General features: G+C 48.9%; 16 protein-coding genes. 11 read left to right on the top strand and 5 right to left on the bottom strand.

Annotation, left to right across the window (positions count from 1 at the left end; genetic code table 11):
- Positions 1–181 precede the first annotated feature (181 nt).
- From WBG78_RS29475 to WBG78_RS29490, 4 genes are all read right to left on the bottom strand, one after another.
- Positions 182–1243, bottom strand: coding sequence for a VOC family protein (locus tag WBG78_RS29475; protein WP_337330133.1), 1062 nt, complete (start codon positions 1241–1243; stop codon positions 182–184).
- A 234-nt stretch (positions 1244–1477) separates the two neighbouring features.
- Positions 1478–2884 carry a c-type cytochrome domain-containing protein gene (locus WBG78_RS29480; protein WP_337330134.1) on the bottom strand — a complete coding sequence of 469 codons (1407 nt, stop codon included), beginning with the start codon at positions 2882–2884 and terminating at the stop codon, positions 1478–1480.
- A complete protein-coding gene (locus WBG78_RS29485; RefSeq protein ID WP_337330135.1) occupies positions 2881–4344 on the bottom strand; it encodes a DUF1501 domain-containing protein in 1464 nt (487 codons plus the stop codon). The genes WBG78_RS29480 and WBG78_RS29485 overlap by 4 nt, the downstream gene beginning before the upstream one ends.
- Positions 4345–4466: 122 nt before the next feature.
- Positions 4467–7058 (bottom strand): DUF1553 domain-containing protein, encoded by a 2592-nt coding sequence (locus tag WBG78_RS29490; protein ID WP_337330136.1) that lies wholly within the window; start codon positions 7056–7058, stop codon positions 4467–4469.
- A 6-nt stretch (positions 7059–7064) separates the two neighbouring features.
- Here WBG78_RS29490 and WBG78_RS29495 point away from each other — a divergent pair, with 6 nt between their 5' ends.
- From WBG78_RS29495 to WBG78_RS29525, 7 genes are all read left to right on the top strand, one after another.
- Positions 7065–7211: a hypothetical protein gene (locus WBG78_RS29495; RefSeq protein ID WP_337330137.1), complete on the top strand. Its 147-nt coding sequence runs from the start codon at positions 7065–7067 to the stop codon at positions 7209–7211.
- 209 nt (positions 7212–7420) lie between these two features.
- Positions 7421–7801, top strand: a complete 381-nt coding sequence (rpsF, locus tag WBG78_RS29500; RefSeq protein ID WP_337330138.1) for a 30S ribosomal protein S6 — start codon at positions 7421–7423, stop codon at positions 7799–7801.
- On the top strand, positions 7798–8049 hold the full coding sequence (gene rpsR, locus WBG78_RS29505; protein WP_337330139.1) for a 30S ribosomal protein S18: 252 nt from the start codon (positions 7798–7800) through the stop codon (positions 8047–8049). Before rpsF ends, rpsR begins: the two co-directional genes overlap by 4 nt.
- A 25-nt stretch (positions 8050–8074) precedes the next feature.
- Complete coding sequence (rplI, locus tag WBG78_RS29510) at positions 8075–8518, top strand: 50S ribosomal protein L9 (protein ID WP_337330140.1); 444 nt, start codon at positions 8075–8077, stop codon at positions 8516–8518.
- 229 nt (positions 8519–8747) lie between these two features.
- Positions 8748–10196, top strand: a complete 1449-nt coding sequence (locus WBG78_RS29515; protein ID WP_337330141.1) for a circularly permuted type 2 ATP-grasp protein — start codon at positions 8748–8750, stop codon at positions 10194–10196.
- Between the two features lie 23 nt (positions 10197–10219).
- Positions 10220–11155, top strand: coding sequence for an alpha-E domain-containing protein (locus tag WBG78_RS29520; RefSeq protein WP_337330142.1), 936 nt, complete (start codon positions 10220–10222; stop codon positions 11153–11155).
- A 70-nt stretch (positions 11156–11225) separates the two neighbouring features.
- The gene (locus WBG78_RS29525; protein ID WP_337330143.1) at positions 11226–12176 is read left to right on the top strand and encodes a transglutaminase family protein; all 951 of its coding nucleotides are present in this window, start codon (positions 11226–11228) and stop codon (positions 12174–12176) included.
- Between the two features lie 132 nt (positions 12177–12308).
- Here WBG78_RS29525 and nagB read toward each other — a convergent pair whose 3' ends face one another.
- Entirely contained in the window at positions 12309–14213 is a 1905-nt protein-coding gene (nagB, locus tag WBG78_RS29530) for a glucosamine-6-phosphate deaminase (protein WP_337330144.1), read from the bottom strand.
- Between the two features lie 208 nt (positions 14214–14421).
- Here nagB and WBG78_RS29535 point away from each other — a divergent pair, with 208 nt between their 5' ends.
- The 4 genes from WBG78_RS29535 to WBG78_RS29550 are packed head-to-tail and all read left to right on the top strand — an operon-like array spanning position 14422 to position 19474.
- Positions 14422–15402, top strand: a complete 981-nt coding sequence (locus WBG78_RS29535) for a GSCFA domain-containing protein (RefSeq protein WP_337330145.1) — start codon at positions 14422–14424, stop codon at positions 15400–15402.
- Between the two features lie 49 nt (positions 15403–15451).
- Positions 15452–17500: a thioredoxin domain-containing protein gene (locus tag WBG78_RS29540; RefSeq protein ID WP_337330146.1), complete on the top strand. Its 2049-nt coding sequence runs from the start codon at positions 15452–15454 to the stop codon at positions 17498–17500.
- A 55-nt stretch (positions 17501–17555) separates the two neighbouring features.
- Positions 17556–18998: an alpha-L-fucosidase gene (locus tag WBG78_RS29545; RefSeq protein WP_337330147.1), complete on the top strand. Its 1443-nt coding sequence runs from the start codon at positions 17556–17558 to the stop codon at positions 18996–18998.
- Positions 18999–19006: 8 nt separating this feature from the next.
- A complete protein-coding gene (locus WBG78_RS29550) occupies positions 19007–19474 on the top strand; it encodes a hypothetical protein (protein WP_337330148.1) in 468 nt (155 codons plus the stop codon).
- The last annotated feature ends 2 nt before the right edge of the window (positions 19475–19476 follow it).

The raw sequence follows: 19476 nt of genomic DNA on the forward strand, positions 1-19476 counted from the left end.
TCTTCTTCATACGGATTTCAGTTGGTTAAATTTAAAAACTCTAATTTTAACCTGTACTAAAATCCCGGCCAGGTACCTCTCTATTTGGACTACCTGATCGGGAGGATTACTCTAAAAACAAAAGGGGCCGAAAAGGCCCCTCCACAATTATCAATTGTAAATTATCAATTATCAATTCCTTTCAGTCCTTCACCCTGTTCAAAGCCAGCATACCCAGCATCCAGTCCGGCAGCGGCTTATCAGGGTTCCTGTCCTTAATATTGAGATACCACCCTATCTTTTCGAAAATAGGAATCTTATGTGTTTCTACGAACTCGATAAGCGTGCCATCCGGGTCTTCGCAGTATGAGAAATGACCTGCAGCCTTCCCCATATCAAATGAATCGCGGCTGTCGACTGTAAAGCTGAAGTTTGCCTGCTTGCAACGTTCTGCAAGACTTGCCATGCCGTTGATGTCAAAGCAAACATGAATATACCCCAGATCGCCCCAATAGCGATCGCGAAACATCTTATCGACCTTTCTGTAATGCGCCTCGACAAGTTCAATTTCGGTATCGCCAAGCAATCGGCAGAACGCTCCCCGGCGATTCTTATTGGAGCGCAGAATGATCCTTCTGAATTCACCATCGCCGCCAGGCACGCCAGCGAAGTCGCTATACTTTTGCGTTCCATCGTAGATGACTTCTGTATAGCCCAGTACGTCGCGATAAAGTTTTAGTGCGTTATCGATGTTAGTGACGCCGATAATACATCCTGCAACACCGCCGGTAACGGCTCTCTTTGTGGTCTTGAACCAGCTCTTGCTCTCTGTGATCTCGAAATAATTATCGAAAGGATCGATGAGATAAAAGTGCTTCCTTCCGTCAGGTGCTGTTTGAATGCCGTTGACAAGGTTAACACCATTCGCCTTCAGTTGCTTGTAGGCGGCATCGATGTCCTGCGTCTTAAGCTTCACTGCAAATACACCAGTGTCACCCAGGAGGTGCTGACCCTCTGATTTCTTAGGCGACCGGCTCGTGAATTGCCAGATCTCAAAACCTCCACCACCCTGCATGTTCATAGCAAGAATTGCATAGCGATCTTCGGCGCGGTTTCCAGTGTACCGGGTCATCAGAGTGGCTGTCGCGCTGTCCTTGAAGACCGGGACGTCCATTCCGAAATTCCTACGATACCAGGTCCATGCTTTCTCAGCGTCACTGACTCCAATGCCAACCTGCTGAATACCACTTATGATATAGCCCATAATTCGCGCCAAGTTACTGGTAAATAAGTTAAAAAATATTCAATTCTCTCAAATCCCTTGCGCCACCTCCAAAAAATCTCCTGATGCCACATCAGCCTTGTGCTGTCTGGCTGCGACGTTTCTAACCCGCTCATCGGCATCCGATATTGTCGGGCAGGATTTTCGTACGCACTAACATTCGAAATTAAGATTCAGCTGCACGCAGGAAAGTTGCATCACTCCTGTACAATTATCCTATTTCTTTTCGGCTTTATATTCCAACGTATCGGTTACACGCACAGGAAGAACATAGCCACCTGTATCCACGGCAATGTCGGGACGTACAAGCAACAACTTCGAAACACCCGATCTTGTCACACGTGTATTGAAGCACCATACTTTTTTGAGAGCCTTTAAATGCTGAAGCTCCGCCAGTCCGGTATCAGTAATATCAGTACTTACAATGTTCAGTGATTGCAGCTGATTAAGTGTTCTGATCTTTTTCAGTCCGTCGTCAGAGATCCTGGTATGATGCAGGCTTAGTTGTTGAAGCAATGGCAGGTTTACGAGTTGTTGCATGGCGCCGTCCCCAATCGACGTACGCCCGAGGTCGAGTGACAGCACCTGATTCTTAAGAGGCATTAAAAGTGAAAGTTGATCGTCGGTGGTCGCAGGTGCATTGATGTAGCTAACGGAAAGGTAATTGGTACTATCGCTGAAGGGAATCACTACGATACTCCGGCTGGTCAATGCCGTGACAGACATTGAATCAGCACGCGCTACTTCCGCATCTGGCAACGTCCTTTTTCGCTGAGAGGGAGCAGACAAAGCCTGCAGGAATCCTTTGATGGATGCCGAAGTGTGGAGGTCTGCAATCCGCTTGTCGAATGGAGCGCCCTCGACAAGCCAGGCACGGATCAGCGCCACTTCTGCAGACGCTAGCTGTGGCTTTTCATTTGGAGGCATGTGATGTTCGTCTTCCAGCGGAAGAAGAAGGCGCCTGTAAATTTCACTTGAATCGGGCTGCAACGTATTGATCACGTCTCCATGCTTGCCTCCGTCGCCGATATATCCCGGCTGGTCCAAACGAAGCTGGCCCTTTTGCTTGGTTGGGCCGTGACATGAGTAACAGCGCGTATCCAGGATGGGCGCTATAATGTCGGCATACAAACGGGCGCTATCGGGATCACCCTTCCATGTTAATTGAAGTGACTGCAATTTCTCTCCGGAACTGCTGGCGAAAAGGTAATCTTCACCATGAGTAAGAGAGCCGCCCACATGGCCGGTGAGTCCGATCAATGCAGCAAGCGGAATAAAGAGAAAGATCCGCACAAGTCGCCGCTTCCGTTTTTCCTTGAAGAGGGTAATGATGCTGTCGCGCGCAAAGAATACGATCCATGCAAAAATGGTGGTGATGATTCCGGCGTTTCTGTGAATCTCAATCAGATGTTCATCGTATCCGGCAGTTGATGCAAGTGAGAGTCCGGAGACAACGGAAAGGGTACTGGCAACGGCTCCGAACAGGATCATCGCCCTCACTCCGGTTCTTAGTTTCCTGTAGGGTTTAAAATAGGCGAGCAATTCGAACGCAGCAGCTAGCAAAAGAATCCCGATGGGCAGGTGAACCAATAACGGGTGCAGTCTTCCTACAAATTCCTTCATGCAATAATCTCACGGATTGCTTGTCCTGAAACATCGGTTAATCTGAAGGGCCTTCCCTGAAAATGATAAGTCAGCTTTTCGTGATCGAATCCGAGTTGATTGAGAATCGTTGCCTGTACATCGTGCAGCGAAACTTTTCCCGACACAGGATAGTAACCAATTTCATCGGTTTCGCCCCACGTAGCACCCTGCTTGATGCCGCCGCCGGCCATCCACATGGTAAAAGCATCTGTGTGATGATCACGGCCATGAAACGCCATCTCTTTCCCTTCACGATTTTCCTGCATCGGGGTACGGCCAAATTCTCCTCCCCATACAACGAGCGTCTCATCAAGCAAACCACGCTGCTTGAGATCAAGCACCAATGCTGTCATTGCCCTATCGATAGTACGGCACTTATTCTTTAAACCTATGTCGACCGACTCGGCCGGTGAAGTACCATGCGCATCCCATCCCCAGTCGAATAGTTGCACGAATCTCACTCCCTGTTCCACCAGTTTCCTTGCGAGAAGGCAATTATTGGCAAATGAAGCCTTGCCTGGTGTAGTCCCGTATAGCTGATGAATGTACTCCGGCTCGTTGTTGATGTTCATCACCTCGGGTACCGACATCTGCATGCGATATGCCATTTCGTACTGAGCCATGCGCGTCAATGTTTCCGGGTCTCGGAATTCATCGAAGTGCTGACTATTGACTTCGTTGATGGCATCTATAGTCTGTCGCTTCAGGTTGCGGTCGAGCCCTTGAGGATCACTGAGAAATAGTACGGGATCTCCCTCTGAACGGCACTGAACTCCCTGATATACGGAAGGAAGGAATCCGCTTCCCCATACGCTTTTACCGGCGTCGGGAGTTTTACCTCCCGATGTAAGAACGACGAACCCTGGAAGGTTGGCATTCTCTGTGCCTAGCCCATACGTTATCCACGAGCCGATGCTTGGTCGACCCAGTCGTGGCGACCCGGTGTGCACGAACAACTGCGCAGGCGCATGATTGAACTGATCTGTGTGAACACCTTTCAAAAACGACACCTCGTCGGCGATGGTCGAAAAATGAGGTAGGTTTTCGGAAATGTATGCACCCGACTGACCGTGTTGTTTGAAGACAGCTTGCGGCCCAAGCATTTTCGGAACTCCGCGAATAAAAGCAAAACGTTTTCCTTCAAGCAGCGATGGAGGACACAGCTGATTGTGCAGCTTCATCAGTTCGGGTTTGTAGTCGAACATTTCAAGCTGCGAGGGAGCGCCTGCCATATGCAAATAAATCACGCGCTTCGCCCGTCCTGGAAAATGCGGCGACTTTGGTAGCATCGGATCCACCGGTGCCGTCACGATCCCCGGCTTGCTCTTCACGTCCGAGCATCCGGCCAGCAGTCCAAAAGCTACTGCACCAAGTCCCACTGCACTCTCACTCAGAAAGTGCCGGCGCGAAATGCGTTTTAATTCATCGGAAATCATCATAATCCAGGTAAGAATTAAGAATTAAGAATTAAGAGTTAAGAATTATCGTCCACGACCTTCGGTCGTGCCGTGCAATCAGCCGCCAGGCTGGCGGCTAATTCATAATTCTTAATTCTTAATTCTTAATTTTTCACTATTGTTTCATCCAAGTTCAGCAAAGCGTTAGCCACAACCGTTATGGCCGCAGCCTCCGCACTGGTTCCTTTCTTCGCCATCAGCTTTTCCGCATCGGCATCATGCGTACGGTAAAAGGCGAGCGCATCATTATACAATCTCTCCATGACAGCGCGTTTTGAGGGCGCCATCTCCCTGAACATAATTCGTTGATAACCCTGATTCACCTGCTCTCCAACGTTATCACTATGCGCCATCATCAGCGGCGCCAGGTGGCGGGCGACAACAAGGAATGAGGAATCGTTCATCGTAACCAGAGCCTGAAGCGGCGTGTTCGTCCGGATACGCCGGCTTGTACATACTTCACGACTCGAACCGTCGAACATCATCATTGAAGGATAAGGACTCGTTCTCTTCATGTACGTATATACGGAGCGCCTGTATCGGTCCTCCCCTTCGCTTTCCTTCCACTTCTCGCTGCTATAGACCGAACTCCATATTCCCGCAGGCTGATAAGGCATAACGCTCGGCCCATGCATACGCGTGCTTAGCAAACCCGCTACTGCGAGAGCCTGATCGCGCAACTGTTCGAATGACAATCGTACACGTGGCCCCCGGGCCAGCAGACGATTCTGCGGGTCACGTGCCTGCAACTCTTGGGATACACGCGAATCCTGTCTGTATGTCGCCGACAGGGCGATGTCGCGAATAAGCGGCTTCAGGTGCCATTGATGATCCACACGAAACCGAAGTGCCAGCCAGTCCAGTAGTTCGGGGTGGCTGGGCGCAGCGCCCTGTGTCCCGAAGTCCTCCAGAGACTCCACGATCCCAATACCAAAAAACTGCTCCCACACGCGGTTTGTTATGGCCCTTGCGGTGAGCGGGTTCTCCGGGGCCATCAACCAATTGGCAAATCCCAGGCGGTTATTAGGCTGGTTATTCGGGAACGGATTTAGTGAAGCAGGAACATCTGCCGTGACCGTGTCACCACGCACCATCCAGTTGCCGCGAATGAATACCTGGGTTGTGCGGGCCTGCTCTGGGCCATTCTCGATCATGATAGGCGTTTGAGTCGGTTTTGCGTTGAGTAGCTTCAGGTACTCCCGGCGCATAGCATCACCGTTAGACGTATTGACCTCAGGAAACGCGTCGCCGAAGGCGAGCCATTCGACTGCACATACAGCAGCACCCGGTGCAATGCCCCCATTATCAAATGAGAAATATAAATCGTGCACGCCCTCCGCAGGCTTCAGGTCATACATCGCAACGCGGTCACCTTTTTCAATTGCATGGTGAGCAATTACCGGTCCATCAACAGCATCAAGCCTGATAGTAAATGTCCCTCCTGCTGTTGAGGTCCAGTAGTTAAACAGCAGCGATTGTTTATGCTGCATGTTAATCTTCCTCATTCTGGCATGGCCACCATTTCTGATGCCAAGCCACTTGTTATCGAGCAGTGAGCCATTGGTAATCTCATCGAACACGTGAGGATGATACTTCGGCTCCATCGTCTTGAGGAAAAATGCTGTCGCCGTTGCCTGATCACTGCTACCCTTTGCGCGTATCCACTCCGTTACCTTTTGCACTTCGCCCTGATCTTCTTTTGAATACTGCCGCAGGTTGGGATAGTCGCCGGGAACATCTTCGTCGCGTGTATTATTGAAGAATGCCATCGTCCTGTAATAGTCCTTATGAACGAACGGATCGTAAGGATGCGTATGACATTGCACGCAGGCCATGGTAGTGCTCTGCCATACTTCCCACGTAGTGCCTATTCTGTCGATGAGGGCGGCAACGCGAAACTCCTCGTCATCAGTACCTCCCTCATCGTTGTTCATGGTATTGCGATGGAAGGCCGTGGCGATAAGCTGATTGTCGGTAGGGTGATCAAGCAGATCACCCGCCAGCTGCTCTCGTGTAAACTCGTCAAAAGGCTTGTCGGCATTCAGTGCGTCGATGACCCAATCGCGATATTTCCAGATAGACCTGCCGTTGTCCTTTTCGTATCCTTTGGTATCGGCATAGCGGGCCATATCTAGCCACCACGACGCCCACTTCTCGCCGAATCTTGGCGAAGCCAGTAATGAGTCTACAAGTTTTTCATAGGCCAGTGGATCCGTACTCGACAGGAATGCTTGTGCCTGTTCCATGCTCGGGGGAACGCCGACGAGATCGAGGTATACCCGGCGCATAAGGTCTGGCTTGCTTGCAGTCGGGGAAGGCATGAGCTTCTCAGCCTGAAGCCGCGCCACGACAAAGTTGTCGATGGGGTTGATCAGCATTGGCGATTGACCTGCAGGATCTCCCACAGACGATAACGCCACGGCCGGATTAGGTACGATCGGTGGCTTCGGAGGCAGGTATGCCCAATGATCTCCCCAGGGAGCGCCCTGATCGATCCACCGCTTCAGGATGTCAATCTCGTCCTGGCTAAGTGGCGATTCCTTATAGGGCATGCGCACCTCGGGGTCGCTGCTGGTGATCCTTCGGATCAGTTCGCTGTGGGCGGCATCACCGGGAAGAATAGGCGTTTTGCCCGACTCCGCGGTATCGAGGGCCTCATGGCGGAACAGGAGGCTATAATTGGCATTTCGCTTCACGCCCCCATGACAGCTGATACAGTGTTTATTGAGAATGGGCTTGACCTCGGCACTGAAGTCGACAGTCTCCTGGCGGCAGCTGATACACAGGAGCAACAAAAGGGGGACGAAAAAAGCGGTGCAAACGTTTGCCATGACGAAGGCTCAAGATAGCCAAATATCCAGCAATCCAGTCCAGGAATGGTGCAAACGGCTATTATCGTCTAAATTGGGGATCATACACCAACAAAGCCCGAAGAACTTCAGTGTCTCGGACGGGCTGGAACAGCCCTCCGCCCCAAAATTCATAATTCATAATTCTTAATTCTTAATTCTTAATTTTTCCCCTACCTTTGCACCCTCAAAAAAACAAAACACAAAACATGAACAATTACGAGACGGTATTCATTTTAAATCCCGTTTTGTCTGAGGACCAGGCAAAGGATACTGTCGAAAAATTCGTGAAGGTGTTGAAGAAAGCTAATGCGGAAATCCTGAACAACGAACAGTGGGGTCTTCGCAAACTCGCTTATCCAATCAACAAGAAGTCTACCGGCTTCTACAACCTCATCGAATTTACGGCAGAAGGATCGGCAATCGACACACTCGAAACCGAGTACAGACGCGATGAATCAGTGATGCGTTTTCTTACCACTGCGCTCGACAAGCACGCAGTAGTGTACAACGAACGTCGCCGCAAGGGCGAATTCAAAGTGAAAAAAGATCAAAAACCTGTTAAAAAAGAGGAGGGCGCAACACGATGACACTGATGAATGAACCCATCAAACGCGCAGAAATTAAGCCTAAGTACTGCCGTTTCAAGAAGAATGGTATTAAATATATCGACTATAAGGATCCTGACTTCCTGCTGAAGTTCGTTAACGAGCAGGGCAAGATCCTTCCCCGTCGTCTCACTGGCACTAGCCTGAAGTTTCAAAAGAAGGTATCTACCGCCGTTAAGCGCGCAAGACACCTGGCATTGCTTCCTTACGTCGGTGATTCATTGAAGTAATCGTTCCACTATAACAGATACGAACATGGAAGTAATTTTGAAGCAAGACGTCGCAGGACTCGGTTATAAGAACGACACGGTGAAGGTTAGACCTGGTTACGGTAACAACTACCTCATCCCTAATGGTTATGCACTTATCGCTAATGAGGCAAACAAGCGCCTGGTTTCCGAGAACGTGCGCCAGGCAGCTCACAAGGCTGCCAAGATCAAGCAGGATGCTGAAGCATTGGCTGCTAAGATCGGCGAACTTACTATTGAGGTTGGTACCAAGGCTGGTGAGTCTGGCAAGATCTTCGGTGCTGTTACAGCATTGCAAATTGCTGATGCGCTGAAAGCAAAGGGATTCGATATCGACCGCAAGAAAGTGGTCCTCAAAGAAACTCCTAAGCAGATCGGCACCTACTCAGCAACGCTGGATCTCCACAAAGAAGTGAAACACGAAATTCAAATAAAGGTAGTGGCTGAATAAGCCATTCCTTTACAGCGCAACGCTGCATAAATAAAGGGACGTTGGGTTATACCCGACGTCCCTTTTGTTTTGTATGACATTCGAACGGCTGCATATCGAAACGCGCGATGATGGTTTGTGCGATACCCCGGTAACGGCACAAAACATACGATTGCGAAAATTATTTTCATTCCATTATCCGTGTAAACCCGCATGCATGGTATTTTAGATCATTCCTAAACCGCCCCGCATGAAGTCGACCGAACTTTTTCGTCAGTATCAGCTAACCCCAAACACCTGGGATGAAATGTATCAGAACGAAACGGTGAGGGCCCATTACAGAAACGTCCTTGAGTCGCTTTCGTCGATCCCATCCGATGAACTGAGCAAGAAAGAAGAGCTGGCAAAGAGCCTGTTCATGGCGCAAGGGATCACGTTTACTGTCTATTCGAGCGGTGAAGGAATAGAAAAAATCTTCCCCTTCGACATCATACCGAGAATTATAACGGCCAGCGAATGGGACTTTATTGAGCGAGGCATCAAGCAGCGATTGCGCGCACTAAACCTCTTTCTCAAAGACGTATACCATCAGCAGTTTATCATTAAGGACGGCATTGTACCCGTTGAGCTGATATACTCGTGCCCTCATTATCTGCGCGAAATGCAGAATGTAAATGTGCCTCACGACATCTACGTGCATATCGCCGGCATCGATCTGATACGCGATCACGATGGTACTTTTTATGTACTTGAAGACAACCTGCGCACTCCGTCGGGTGTGTCGTACATGATCGAAAACCGTGAGATCACGAAACGCATTTTCCCCGATCTGATTCCCAAGAATCACGTACTCCCGGTGACGCAGTATCCCAGCATTCTATACAAGAACCTGATGTCACTGTCACCCGGACAGGTGTCGTCACCAAACGTAGTGCTGCTTACACCGGGCATCTATAACTCGGCTTATTTCGAGCATACAACACTGGCGCGCCTGATGGGCATTGAACTGGTTGAAGGCCGCGACCTGGTCGTGGAAAACCAAAAGGTGTACATGAAGACAACGGCCGGGCTGCAGCAGGTTGACGTCATCTACCGCAGGGTTGATGACGAGTTCCTGGATCCTCTCGTGTTCAATCCCGACAGCGTCTTGGGTGTATCGGGAATACTCGCTGCCTATCGGAAGGGCAACGTCGCTATTGTAAATGCTATCGGAAACGGCGTCGCCGATGACAAAGCCATTTATGTATACGTTCCGGAGATGATTCGTTACTATCTCAATGAAGAACCTTTACTCAAGAACGTTCCCACTTACCAGCTTGAACGTCCTGATGAACGCGACCATGTACTGAAGAACATCAATCGCATGGTCGTGAAGAAAACGAATGGTTCAGGAGGATATGGAATGCTGATGGGACATGCTGCCTCCGACGCGGAGATCGCCGACTACTCGAAAGAAATTCTTAAAGATCCCCGGGCATTTATTGCTCAGCCTGTGATCAGTCTTTCAAATGCCCCCTGCTACATTAACGGAAAAGCTCAGCCCCGCCGTGTCGACCTTCGCCCTTTTGCCCTGTGCGGTCCCAATGGCATTGAGATTGTACCGGGAGGTCTTACGCGGGTCGCGCTTAAAGAGGGTTCACTCGTTGTGAACTCTTCACAGGGTGGCGGCAGTAAGGATACATGGGTACTTGCCGAGTGATCAATTCCTAATTTTTCTGACAGATGCTTAGTCGTGTTGCTGATTCACTTTACTGGATGGCGCGTTATATGGAACGCACCGACAGTGTTCTACGAATGCTGAAGATCAATTATAACTCATCTCAGGATGCGCCCCAGGATTTTACCTGGCATCCGGTGCTGAGCATATTTGCAAGCCTCGATGATCATGAAATCGATCGTCTCGAAGACGACAGCAGAAAGGTACTGCAGTTCATGATCGTGGACCGCCTTAATCCGAATTCCGTATTCAATATGGTGACGCTCGCAAGAGAGAACGCACGCAGCGTACAGGACCATATAACGGTTGAGCTATGGAAATGTCTTAACGAATTCTATCATGTGGTGAGAGGCGATCGGTTGACGTACGCCATCCAGCACGGCGACCCCATCACGGTGTTGGATACGCTTATTAAGGAGTGCATGCTCTACTTTGGCACAACCGACATCACGATGTTTCGTGGCGAAGGACTCCAGTTCATGAACCTCGGCAAGTTTATGGAACGAGCCATACAGTCGGCCGAGATTCTCGATATCAAACTGGGCAACCTTTCCGGCGAGGTAGACAAACCGACAGACACTGCCTATTGGAAGTATCTTCTGATGTCTATTTCTGGTTATTCGCTCTATCTCAAACGCTATCAGTCAGGATTTGAAGCCCGAAACATTGTAGATCAGGTATTGTTCAATCCGGATTTTCCAAGGTCAGTTCTATACTCTTTGAACCAACTCGAAAGAAACTTTGACCGATTGAGGAGTGAAAAGAATCTGGAGGGATTTCAAAAGGTTCAATTCATGATCGGAAAGCTGCGCAGCAACGTGCAGTACTCCAATGTGCAGAATGTATACGACACGGGACTGCACAATTATCTCAAAGATGTTATTGATGAAATTGATGAAATCGGCGTGGGTCTCAATCAGCACTTTTTTGGATACACCTAGCCAATAGAGAATGTGCTAAGTGCAGAATGCCAATGAACCATCACGGAACAAATACTGAAGATTAACGATTATGCCTAAATTCAAAATACGACACCTCACCAAGTATGTATATGAGAATCCGGTTCGCGACAGCGCTAACCAGATCATGCTGTACCCGATCAAGGATTCTTATCAGCAGGTAATACAGCATACTATCAGCATAACCGGCAATCCGATCATCGACCTTTACTTCGATCCCTTTGGAAACCAGGTAGGCACCTTCACACAGGCGAAGCCTCACAAGGAGCTGCTCATTGACTCAAAGCTTATCGTAGAGACCCTCCCCCATCGCGTGCCCGACGATACAACGCCAGCCGAACTTCAGTGGCTGGAACTGTCGACTTTAAAACAGCAGGTGGAATTCATTGACTTTCTGCGCATCGAGCGATTTGCAGGCCAGACCGAAATGGAAAACATCATCGAAGCTGAACGCTGCAAGCATTGCTCTCCTTTCGTTACGGCCAAAGACTTCTGTGAATATATCTACCGGAACTTTGAATACAGGAAAGGCATCACCTCCGTAGAATCCACGCTCGATGAAGTGTGGTCTCTACGATCAGGAGTATGCCAGGACTTTGCGCATATCCTCCTCATTATGCTGCGCATTGTGGGTATTCCGGCCCGATATGTGAGCGGATATGTTTGTCCGAAAAAGAATGGAATGCGCGGTGAAGGAGCAACACACGCATGGGTTGAGGCTTACGTACCGTTCTATGGCTGGTTGGGATTTGATCCTACTAACAATACCATCGTTGAAGATTCCCACGTAAGACTTGCTGTTGGAAAGAACTTCTCCGATTGCTCACCTGTAAAAGGGACTTACCGGGGTACCTCCACGCATACACTGGAAGTATCCGTTTCTGTTGGCTACGAAGACGGACAAACAGCCGATGGCGATCCTGAACTGATCAAGCCGGAGGTAAAACCCGCGTCGAAGAAGAATTCATTCCGACGACATCAGGAAATGCAAATGCAACAATAGACCATTTGGTGATCTAATGATATAGGGGTTTGGAGATTCTATTACAGCTGCTTATGCAGCTGACTAAGTACCACGCCGTTCCCGGCGTGAAACCTTATCTCCAAATCTCTATATCACTAAATCTGCAAATGATTAGAATTTATAGCGCACGAAAGCTTCCATAGCTTCATACTCGGCAAGACCGAGAGCGTTGTAAGCCTGAGCAGTTGCGTGGTTACGATCTTCAGCACGCATCCAGAACTCACGCTTGTCGCTGCCAGGGAACATCGCGCTGTCCTTTTGTGACTGGTGCTTGAACACAGCACGGCGCTTGCGCATCAGTTCGTCCGGGCTCAGGGGCACTGCCATTTCGATTTGATCGATGTCCCACTCCTGCCAGGCACCGCGATACAACCATACCCAGCAGTCTTTTGCCCAGGGGCGTTTCTTCAGTCTTCTCAGCGCTTCGAAGATAGCTGCAAGGCAAACTCTGTGCGTTCCATGCGGATCTGAAAGGTCACCCGCAGCGTAAACCTGATGAGGCTTTATAGTCTCCAGGATATCCATCACCACTTTAATATCGTCTTCACCGAGAGGCTTCTTCTTTACAGCACCTGTTTCATAGAACGGCATGTCGAGGAAGTGCATCTGTTCGTCAGGAATGCCAACGTAACGTCCACCGGCCTTCGCTTCTCCCCTTCTGATAAGACCTTTGATCTTCAATACCTCAGGGCTATCTAACTGTCCGGGCTTCTTGTTCTTCAGTGATTGAACTGTCTTCTTATAAAACTTCGCACCATCTGCTTTGCTAAGACCGAACTGATCGTTGAAGTCGCGAACGAAGTCAGCGAATCGTATCGCATCATCATCGAACACCGCGATGTTTCCGGATGTCTGATAAGCAACGTGCACTTCATGACCTTGATCAACCAGACGTATGAACGTACCGCCCATTGAGATTACGTCGTCATCAGGGTGTGGCGAAAAGATGAGAGCGCGCTTCGGGAATGGCTTTGCACGCTCGGGACGATGCTCATCCGGAGCATTTGGTTTGCCACCCGGCCATCCGGTGATAGTATGTTGCAGGTAGTTGAAAACTTTGATGTTTGCCTGGTAGGCAGAACCGTATTCAGTAACAATGTCTCCCATACCGTGCTCCATGTAATCATGGTTGGTAAGCTTGAGCACTGACTTCTTCGTTTTCTGGCACAACCAAACCACGGCTTTGCGGATCAGTTTGTCATTCCACTGAACAGTATCCAGCTGCCACGGAGTCTTCACACGTGTAAGTGATGACGACGCAGCTTCATCTACAACGATCTGGCAATCGCGATGCTTCTGCAGAAACGACGAAGGCAGCTGATCAGTGATTGGTCCTTCAACAGCCTTGTATATTACAGATGCTTTGCCTTCACCCCAGGCCATCATATAAACCTTTGCAGCTTTCATGATGGAACCAACACCCATCGTGATGGCTTTACGGGGAACGTTCTCTTCTCCGAAGAAATCGCTGGCAGCGTCGATACGTGTCACCTGATCGAGGGTAACAAGACGAGTCAACGACTTCTCAGAAGAACCAGGCTCGTTAAAACCAATGTGACCTGTTCGACCGATGCCCAACACCTGAACGTCGAGTCCTCCCAATGAATCGATCTTGTCCTCGTAACGCTTGCAGTAGTCTGCCACATCTTCCTTTGCTACCGTTCCATCAGGAATGTGAATATTCTTTGAAGGGATGTCGAGGTGATCGAACAAGTGCTCTCTCATGAAGCGCACATAGCTTTGGAGCGCCTCGGGTTGCATGGGATAGTATTCGTCCAGGTTGAAGGTGTAGACGTTCTTAAAGCTTAGTCCATCCTCCTTGTGCATTCTTACCAGTTCCGCATACATGCGGGTTGGCGACGACCCTGTCGCAAGACCGAGCACGAAAGGCTTTCCTTCCTTTTGACGCGATTTGATTTGCGCCGCTATCTCCTTAGCAACAAAGACGGAACCCTTCTCTGAGGTTTCGAAAATTTTTACAGGAATCTTTTCAAAGGCCGTGAGGTCGTTGTTCATTGGTTTGTTTGTTAAACTGTGTCAATATTTATTGGTACGTGACAATCGTAGGTTGCTGCGTTGGTCCTATGCCCCGATCCGGTGATTAAACATCTGCTCTTTCCAGAGGGACATTTCATAATTTTAATCGGATTTCGGCGATGTTAATTACGGGCCTAAATTCCTAAAAAGCCCGAAATTATCAAGTGTTTGCGGAAACATTATTTTTATGCATGACTTCAGAACGGTACTCAAACCAGTGGGCGGAAGCCTCAGAATGGCCATTTCGGACCGAATTTTCACGATTGGATCGTGTTTTTCGGACGCCATTGGCCATCGCCTCGCAACTTATAAATTGACAACTTATCCCAATCCGACCGGCATATCCTATAACCCGTACTCAATACATCGCCTCCTCGACTTCGCAACAAATAGCAGGATTCCTTCAAAAAACGGATACACGTCCGGAGAGGTGGTCTTTCACTATGACTTCCACTCCTCACTCTGCGCTATTTCGAAAAACGACCTGGATAATACCCTTCAGAGTCTTGTCACAAAATGCGCCGCAGCATTAAAGGATAGTACGTGGCTCATCATTACATATGGCACGGCGTGGATTTACAAACGCAAAGACAGTGGCGACGTAGTTGCTAATTGCCACAAGCAACCTTCGGACTGGTTTGATAAGCAGTTGCTCACGGTTGAGGATGTCGGGGAATCGTTTGACCAACTTCATCGACGGCTGAAAGGAACTAATCCCGGGCTTAATATCATTCTAACTATAAGTCCGGTACGGCACGTCAAGGATACACTTGAGGGCAATTCGGTAAGTAAATCCATACTGAGGGTGGCTTGCGAAAATATTTCACGCAGCTATTCAAATGTCTTTTACTTTCCCGCGTACGAGATTATGATGGACGATCTGCGGGACTATCGCTTCTATAAGTCAGACATGATTCATCCCAACGATGTTGCCGAGGAATACATATGGGAGAAATTCACAGCGGCCTGGTTCGACAACGATTTGCTTGCCTTCATCAAATCCTGGAAAGGCATAATACAGGCAATGGAGCATCGGCCATTCCATCCCGGTACGGATGCGCATCAGTCTTTTCTAAAGGCAACACTTCAACGAATCGATGCCTGGACGGGATATGCGGATGTGGAAAAAGAACGGCAGCTTATACGCGGGCAATTGATTGATTCGTGAAAGAGCATTTAATGCCACAGTGAAGTCAACAACAAATGACCAACATTCTATGAATATACCTGGCAACAACAAAAGCGTATCTGGCGCGCCGGCGCACACGAACCGGTTAATTCATGCAACATCTCCGTACCTCCTTCAGCATGCTCATAATCCGGTTGACTGGTATGAATGGGGCGACGATGCACTTTCGCTCGCCCGCAAGCTTGACCTGCCCATCCTGGTGAGCATCGGATATTCTTCCTGCCATTGGTGCCATGTGATGGAAAGGGAGAGTTTTGAAAATGAATCAATTGCATCTGTAATGAATGCAAATTACGTCTGTATCAAGGTGGATCGCGAAGAGCGCCCTGACGTGGACCAGATTTATATGGAGGCTGTCCAGGCTTTGGGAGTTCACGGCGGCTGGCCACTGAATGTCGTTCTTACTTCGGACCAAAAGCCATTTTTCGGAGGAACATACTTTACTCCTCAGGCGTGGATACAGATTCTGGAAAATGTATCAAAGGCATACAAGAGCAACCGCGACAACATTGAAGAGACTGCTGAAGAGCTGACGAATCATCTGATGCGCTCCGACATTGGTCGCTTCGTAAATCATGCAGATAGCTCAACCGTGGACCTGAAAGCGATCGCCGGCAAACTCGCCGAACGTTTTGACCGTCGTCGCGGGGGTATGAGCAACGTGCCCAAATTTATTATGCCATCGATATGGCGATTCCTGTTGAGATACTACCATTTGACCGATGACGACGTATCTCTTGATCAGATTCGCCTTACGCTGGACAGAATCGCCGGCGGCGGTATATATGATCAGCTTGGCGGAGGCTTTGCGCGTTACTCCGTTGATGGCGATTGGTTTGCTCCTCATTTTGAAAAGATGCTGTACGACAATGCTCAGCTTATGAGCCTATACAGTGAAGCATTCTCGGTTACCCGTAACGAACGTTATCGCGAAGTTGTAAATGAAACGCTCGGATGGTTGAAACGGGAAATGACAAATGCCGAAGGCGGATTCTACTCCGCACTGGATGCGGATAGCGAAGGCGTTGAGGGAAAATTCTATTGCTGGCAAGCCGACGAGCTGGACCACATACTGGGACCGAAGTCAGCAAGTGTGAAAGAGTATTACCAGGTTAGTGATGCAGGAAACTGGGAGCATGGAATGAACATCCTGCATAAAGTAACGGACGAGAAACTATTTCTATCGAAACACAATCTCAGCGCTGAAGAATGGCATCGTCAACTCAGCCACTATAAAGAGACGTTACTGGCCGCACGTGCATCGCGCGTTCGTCCCGGACTCGATGACAAAATTCTGACAGCATGGAATGCGATGATGACCTGTGGATTGCTGGATGCATATGCAACATTGGGAGGCGAACAATTCAAGGAGACCGCAGCGGCTAATCTGCGCTTTATTCAAAACAATTTATCAGAAGGGAATACCCTGTATCGCTCTTTCAAAGAGAAGCGCTCTGCAACTCATGGATTTCTCGACGACTACGCATGGTACATCTTTGCGCTGACAAAATATTATCAGGTAACGTTCGATGAAACTGCGCTTGCCCGCGCCGTGGATTTCACCCGCGCGGCCTTGTTGCAATTCTATGATCCGCAGGAACGTTACTTCTTCTACACCTCCGGAGATGCTGAGAAACTGATTGCCCGAAAGAAAGAGATCTTCGATAATGTTATCCCTAGCTCAAATGCTATTATGGCTCAGAATCTCAACTGGCTGGGAACAATAACAGGCAACGATGAATGGCAGGAAATGTCAAAAGCACTGGTCATGCCATTGCAAACGCTTACGTCGTCAGAGCCATCGTATATGTCGCAGTGGGCGATCGCACTCGTCGAATCACAGAATGGCTTGAGGGAAGTTGTCCTGGCTGGCGATAGTCATGATCATCATCGCACACTGCTTAAGACTTTTTTACCGTTCGCGGCGTATTTGAAAGCCGGTAATCCAGGGCTGATTCCGCTCGTTGCCGGCAAAGAGCCTGTAAACGGACAAGATACCATATTTGTCTGCCACAACAGGGTATGTCAATTGCCTGTTCACGACGCTGACCAGGCGATTGCACAGATAAAAGCTTAACGCGACGTGCGCGGCGCCAATCGTCACAGTATATTTCGATATTTATTAACACTTAATGAGGACATCACTATTATTCGCGGCTGTGTTGTTAGTCGCTTGTTCACCAAAGAAGACAGTTCAGGCCCCCACTGCCCTGGGCCCGGTTCCAAGTGAAAGTCAGCTCGCCTGGCACAACATGGAGACCAACGCCTTTATTCATTTTACAACCAATACATTCACCGATAAAGAATGGGGCTTTGGTGATGAATCACCTAAAATCTTTAACCCATCAGACTTCGATCCCAACCAATGGATTACAACCTTGAAAGACACCGGATTTAAGGGCGTCATTCTCACCTGTAAACACCACGATGGGTTCTGCCTGTGGCCGAGTCAGTACACAGAACATAGCATAAAGAACAGTCCATTTCAGGGAGGCAAAGGCGACATTGTGAAAGCTGTCTCTGATGCCGCCCGCGCAAATGGACTGAAGTTCGGTGTCTATCTGTCGCCATGGGACAGGAATCGTGCCGACTATGGCACGCCTGAATACATCACCTACTACAGAAATCAATTGAAAGAACTGTTTACCAGTTATGGCCCTGTATTCGAAATGTGGTTTGATGGCGCCAATGGTGGCGATGGATACTATGGTGGTGCAAAAGAGAAAAGGAAAATAGACGGTGCTCATTTTTACGACTGGCCCACAACATTAAATATGGTCAGAGAGATGGAGCCGGATGTCATCTTTTTTAGCGATGCCGGACCCGGCGTCAGATGGGTAGGTAACGAGCGTGGACTAGCCGGTGAAACAAACTGGAACACAATTACACCGGACACGCTATACGCCGGTCAGCCGGGAATAACAGACTTGTTAAACCAGGGACATGAAAATGGAACGGCGTGGATACCGGCTGAGGTTGATGTCTCTATCAGACCAGGGTGGTTTTATCATGCTAAGGAAGATTCACTGGTGAAATCGCCAGAGCAGTTGTTCGAGATCTACCTTACATCAGTTGGCCGTGGCTCTACGTTGCTACTTAATGTACCTCCCGATCGAAGTGGTCACTTTCATGAGAACGACGTCGCGGCTTTGAAAGGGTTCAAGGCTCTGCTGTCGAATGAGTTCAGGACAAATGTAGCCGCAGGTGCATCCTGTACGGCCACCAACGTAAGGGGCGAGCTGCAGAACTTTCAGGCAGGACTGCTGACCGATGGCAATCCGGAAACTTATTGGGCCACTGACGATGATGTCACCACTGCAAGCACCGAAATATCTTTTAAAGAAGCTAAGCCTGTAAAGTATGTCGTGCTTCAGGAATACATCAAACTTGGTCAGCGTGTCAAGTCATTCAACATCGAGGCTTACTCTGGAGGCACATGGCGCCCCCTGGCAAGTGCAACGACCATTGGCTACAAACGAATAATCCGTGTGAACCCTGGTGATGCAGAAAAAATTCGAATCAACATAACGGCTGCCAAAGGTTGTCCGCTCCTCTCGAATGTAGAAGTCTATTGACGGTCTTTATGACTATAAGAATAGGGATCATATTGTTGGTATTATTGGTTTCAATGAATGTGATTGCACAGACAGACGAACTGTTGTCAGGCATTTACATCATGACCACTCCACTCAAGAAAGTTCCCTGTGGCAATGAAGCAAGGATGATCATCGGTAATCAAAAGATCTGCATTTCAAAGAAGCCCATCGTGGGTGCCAGCGAACTGACTTACGCCACCGACATTCAATACGATCCAAAATACGAGCTGCATTACATCGATATCGGGATCTCCCCTTCCGGGGCCCGAACGCTTTCACAAACAATTGAGTCGTTGCCTGAATCACAATTTGCGCTGGCACTCAATAATCAGGTGATTTGTATATTCAGGTTGAACACGGGATTTACAATCCGCTCTTTCAGAATCGGCAACGACTTACAACTAAAAGACCTTAATGTCATTCACGAAGCATTAAAAGACGTGAAGTTTAATTAATC

This window comes from Chryseolinea sp. T2, assembly GCF_037203685.1.
Lineage (GTDB): Bacteria > Bacteroidota > Bacteroidia > Cytophagales > Cyclobacteriaceae > Chryseolinea.

Excerpts from the sequence above, each read along its gene's own strand:
- WBG78_RS29545 (WP_337330147.1), top strand. The coding sequence starts at position 17,556 with ATGAGGACATCACTATTATTCGCGGCTGTGTTGTTAGTCGCTTGTTCA.
- WBG78_RS29495 (WP_337330137.1), top strand. The coding sequence starts at position 7,065 with ATGACAGCTGATACAGTGTTTATTGAGAATGGGCTTGACCTCGGCACT.
- WBG78_RS29485 (WP_337330135.1), bottom strand. The coding sequence starts at position 4,344 with ATGATGATTTCCGATGAATTAAAACGCATTTCGCGCCGGCACTTTCTG.
- rpsR (WP_337330139.1), top strand. The coding sequence starts at position 7,798 with ATGACACTGATGAATGAACCCATCAAACGCGCAGAAATTAAGCCTAAG.
- WBG78_RS29525 (WP_337330143.1), top strand. The coding sequence starts at position 11,226 with ATGCCTAAATTCAAAATACGACACCTCACCAAGTATGTATATGAGAAT.
- WBG78_RS29535 (WP_337330145.1), top strand. The coding sequence starts at position 14,422 with ATGCATGACTTCAGAACGGTACTCAAACCAGTGGGCGGAAGCCTCAGA.
- WBG78_RS29520 (WP_337330142.1), top strand. The coding sequence starts at position 10,220 with ATGCTTAGTCGTGTTGCTGATTCACTTTACTGGATGGCGCGTTATATG.
- WBG78_RS29515 (WP_337330141.1), top strand. The coding sequence starts at position 8,748 with ATGAAGTCGACCGAACTTTTTCGTCAGTATCAGCTAACCCCAAACACC.
- nagB (WP_337330144.1), bottom strand. The coding sequence starts at position 14,213 with ATGAACAACGACCTCACGGCCTTTGAAAAGATTCCTGTAAAAATTTTC.
- WBG78_RS29475 (WP_337330133.1), bottom strand. The coding sequence starts at position 1,243 with ATGGGCTATATCATAAGTGGTATTCAGCAGGTTGGCATTGGAGTCAGT.
- rpsF (WP_337330138.1), top strand. The coding sequence starts at position 7,421 with ATGAACAATTACGAGACGGTATTCATTTTAAATCCCGTTTTGTCTGAG.
- WBG78_RS29550 (WP_337330148.1), top strand. The coding sequence starts at position 19,007 with ATGACTATAAGAATAGGGATCATATTGTTGGTATTATTGGTTTCAATG.
- WBG78_RS29540 (WP_337330146.1), top strand. The coding sequence starts at position 15,452 with ATGAATATACCTGGCAACAACAAAAGCGTATCTGGCGCGCCGGCGCAC.
- WBG78_RS29480 (WP_337330134.1), bottom strand. The coding sequence starts at position 2,884 with ATGAAGGAATTTGTAGGAAGACTGCACCCGTTATTGGTTCACCTGCCC.
- rplI (WP_337330140.1), top strand. The coding sequence starts at position 8,075 with ATGGAAGTAATTTTGAAGCAAGACGTCGCAGGACTCGGTTATAAGAAC.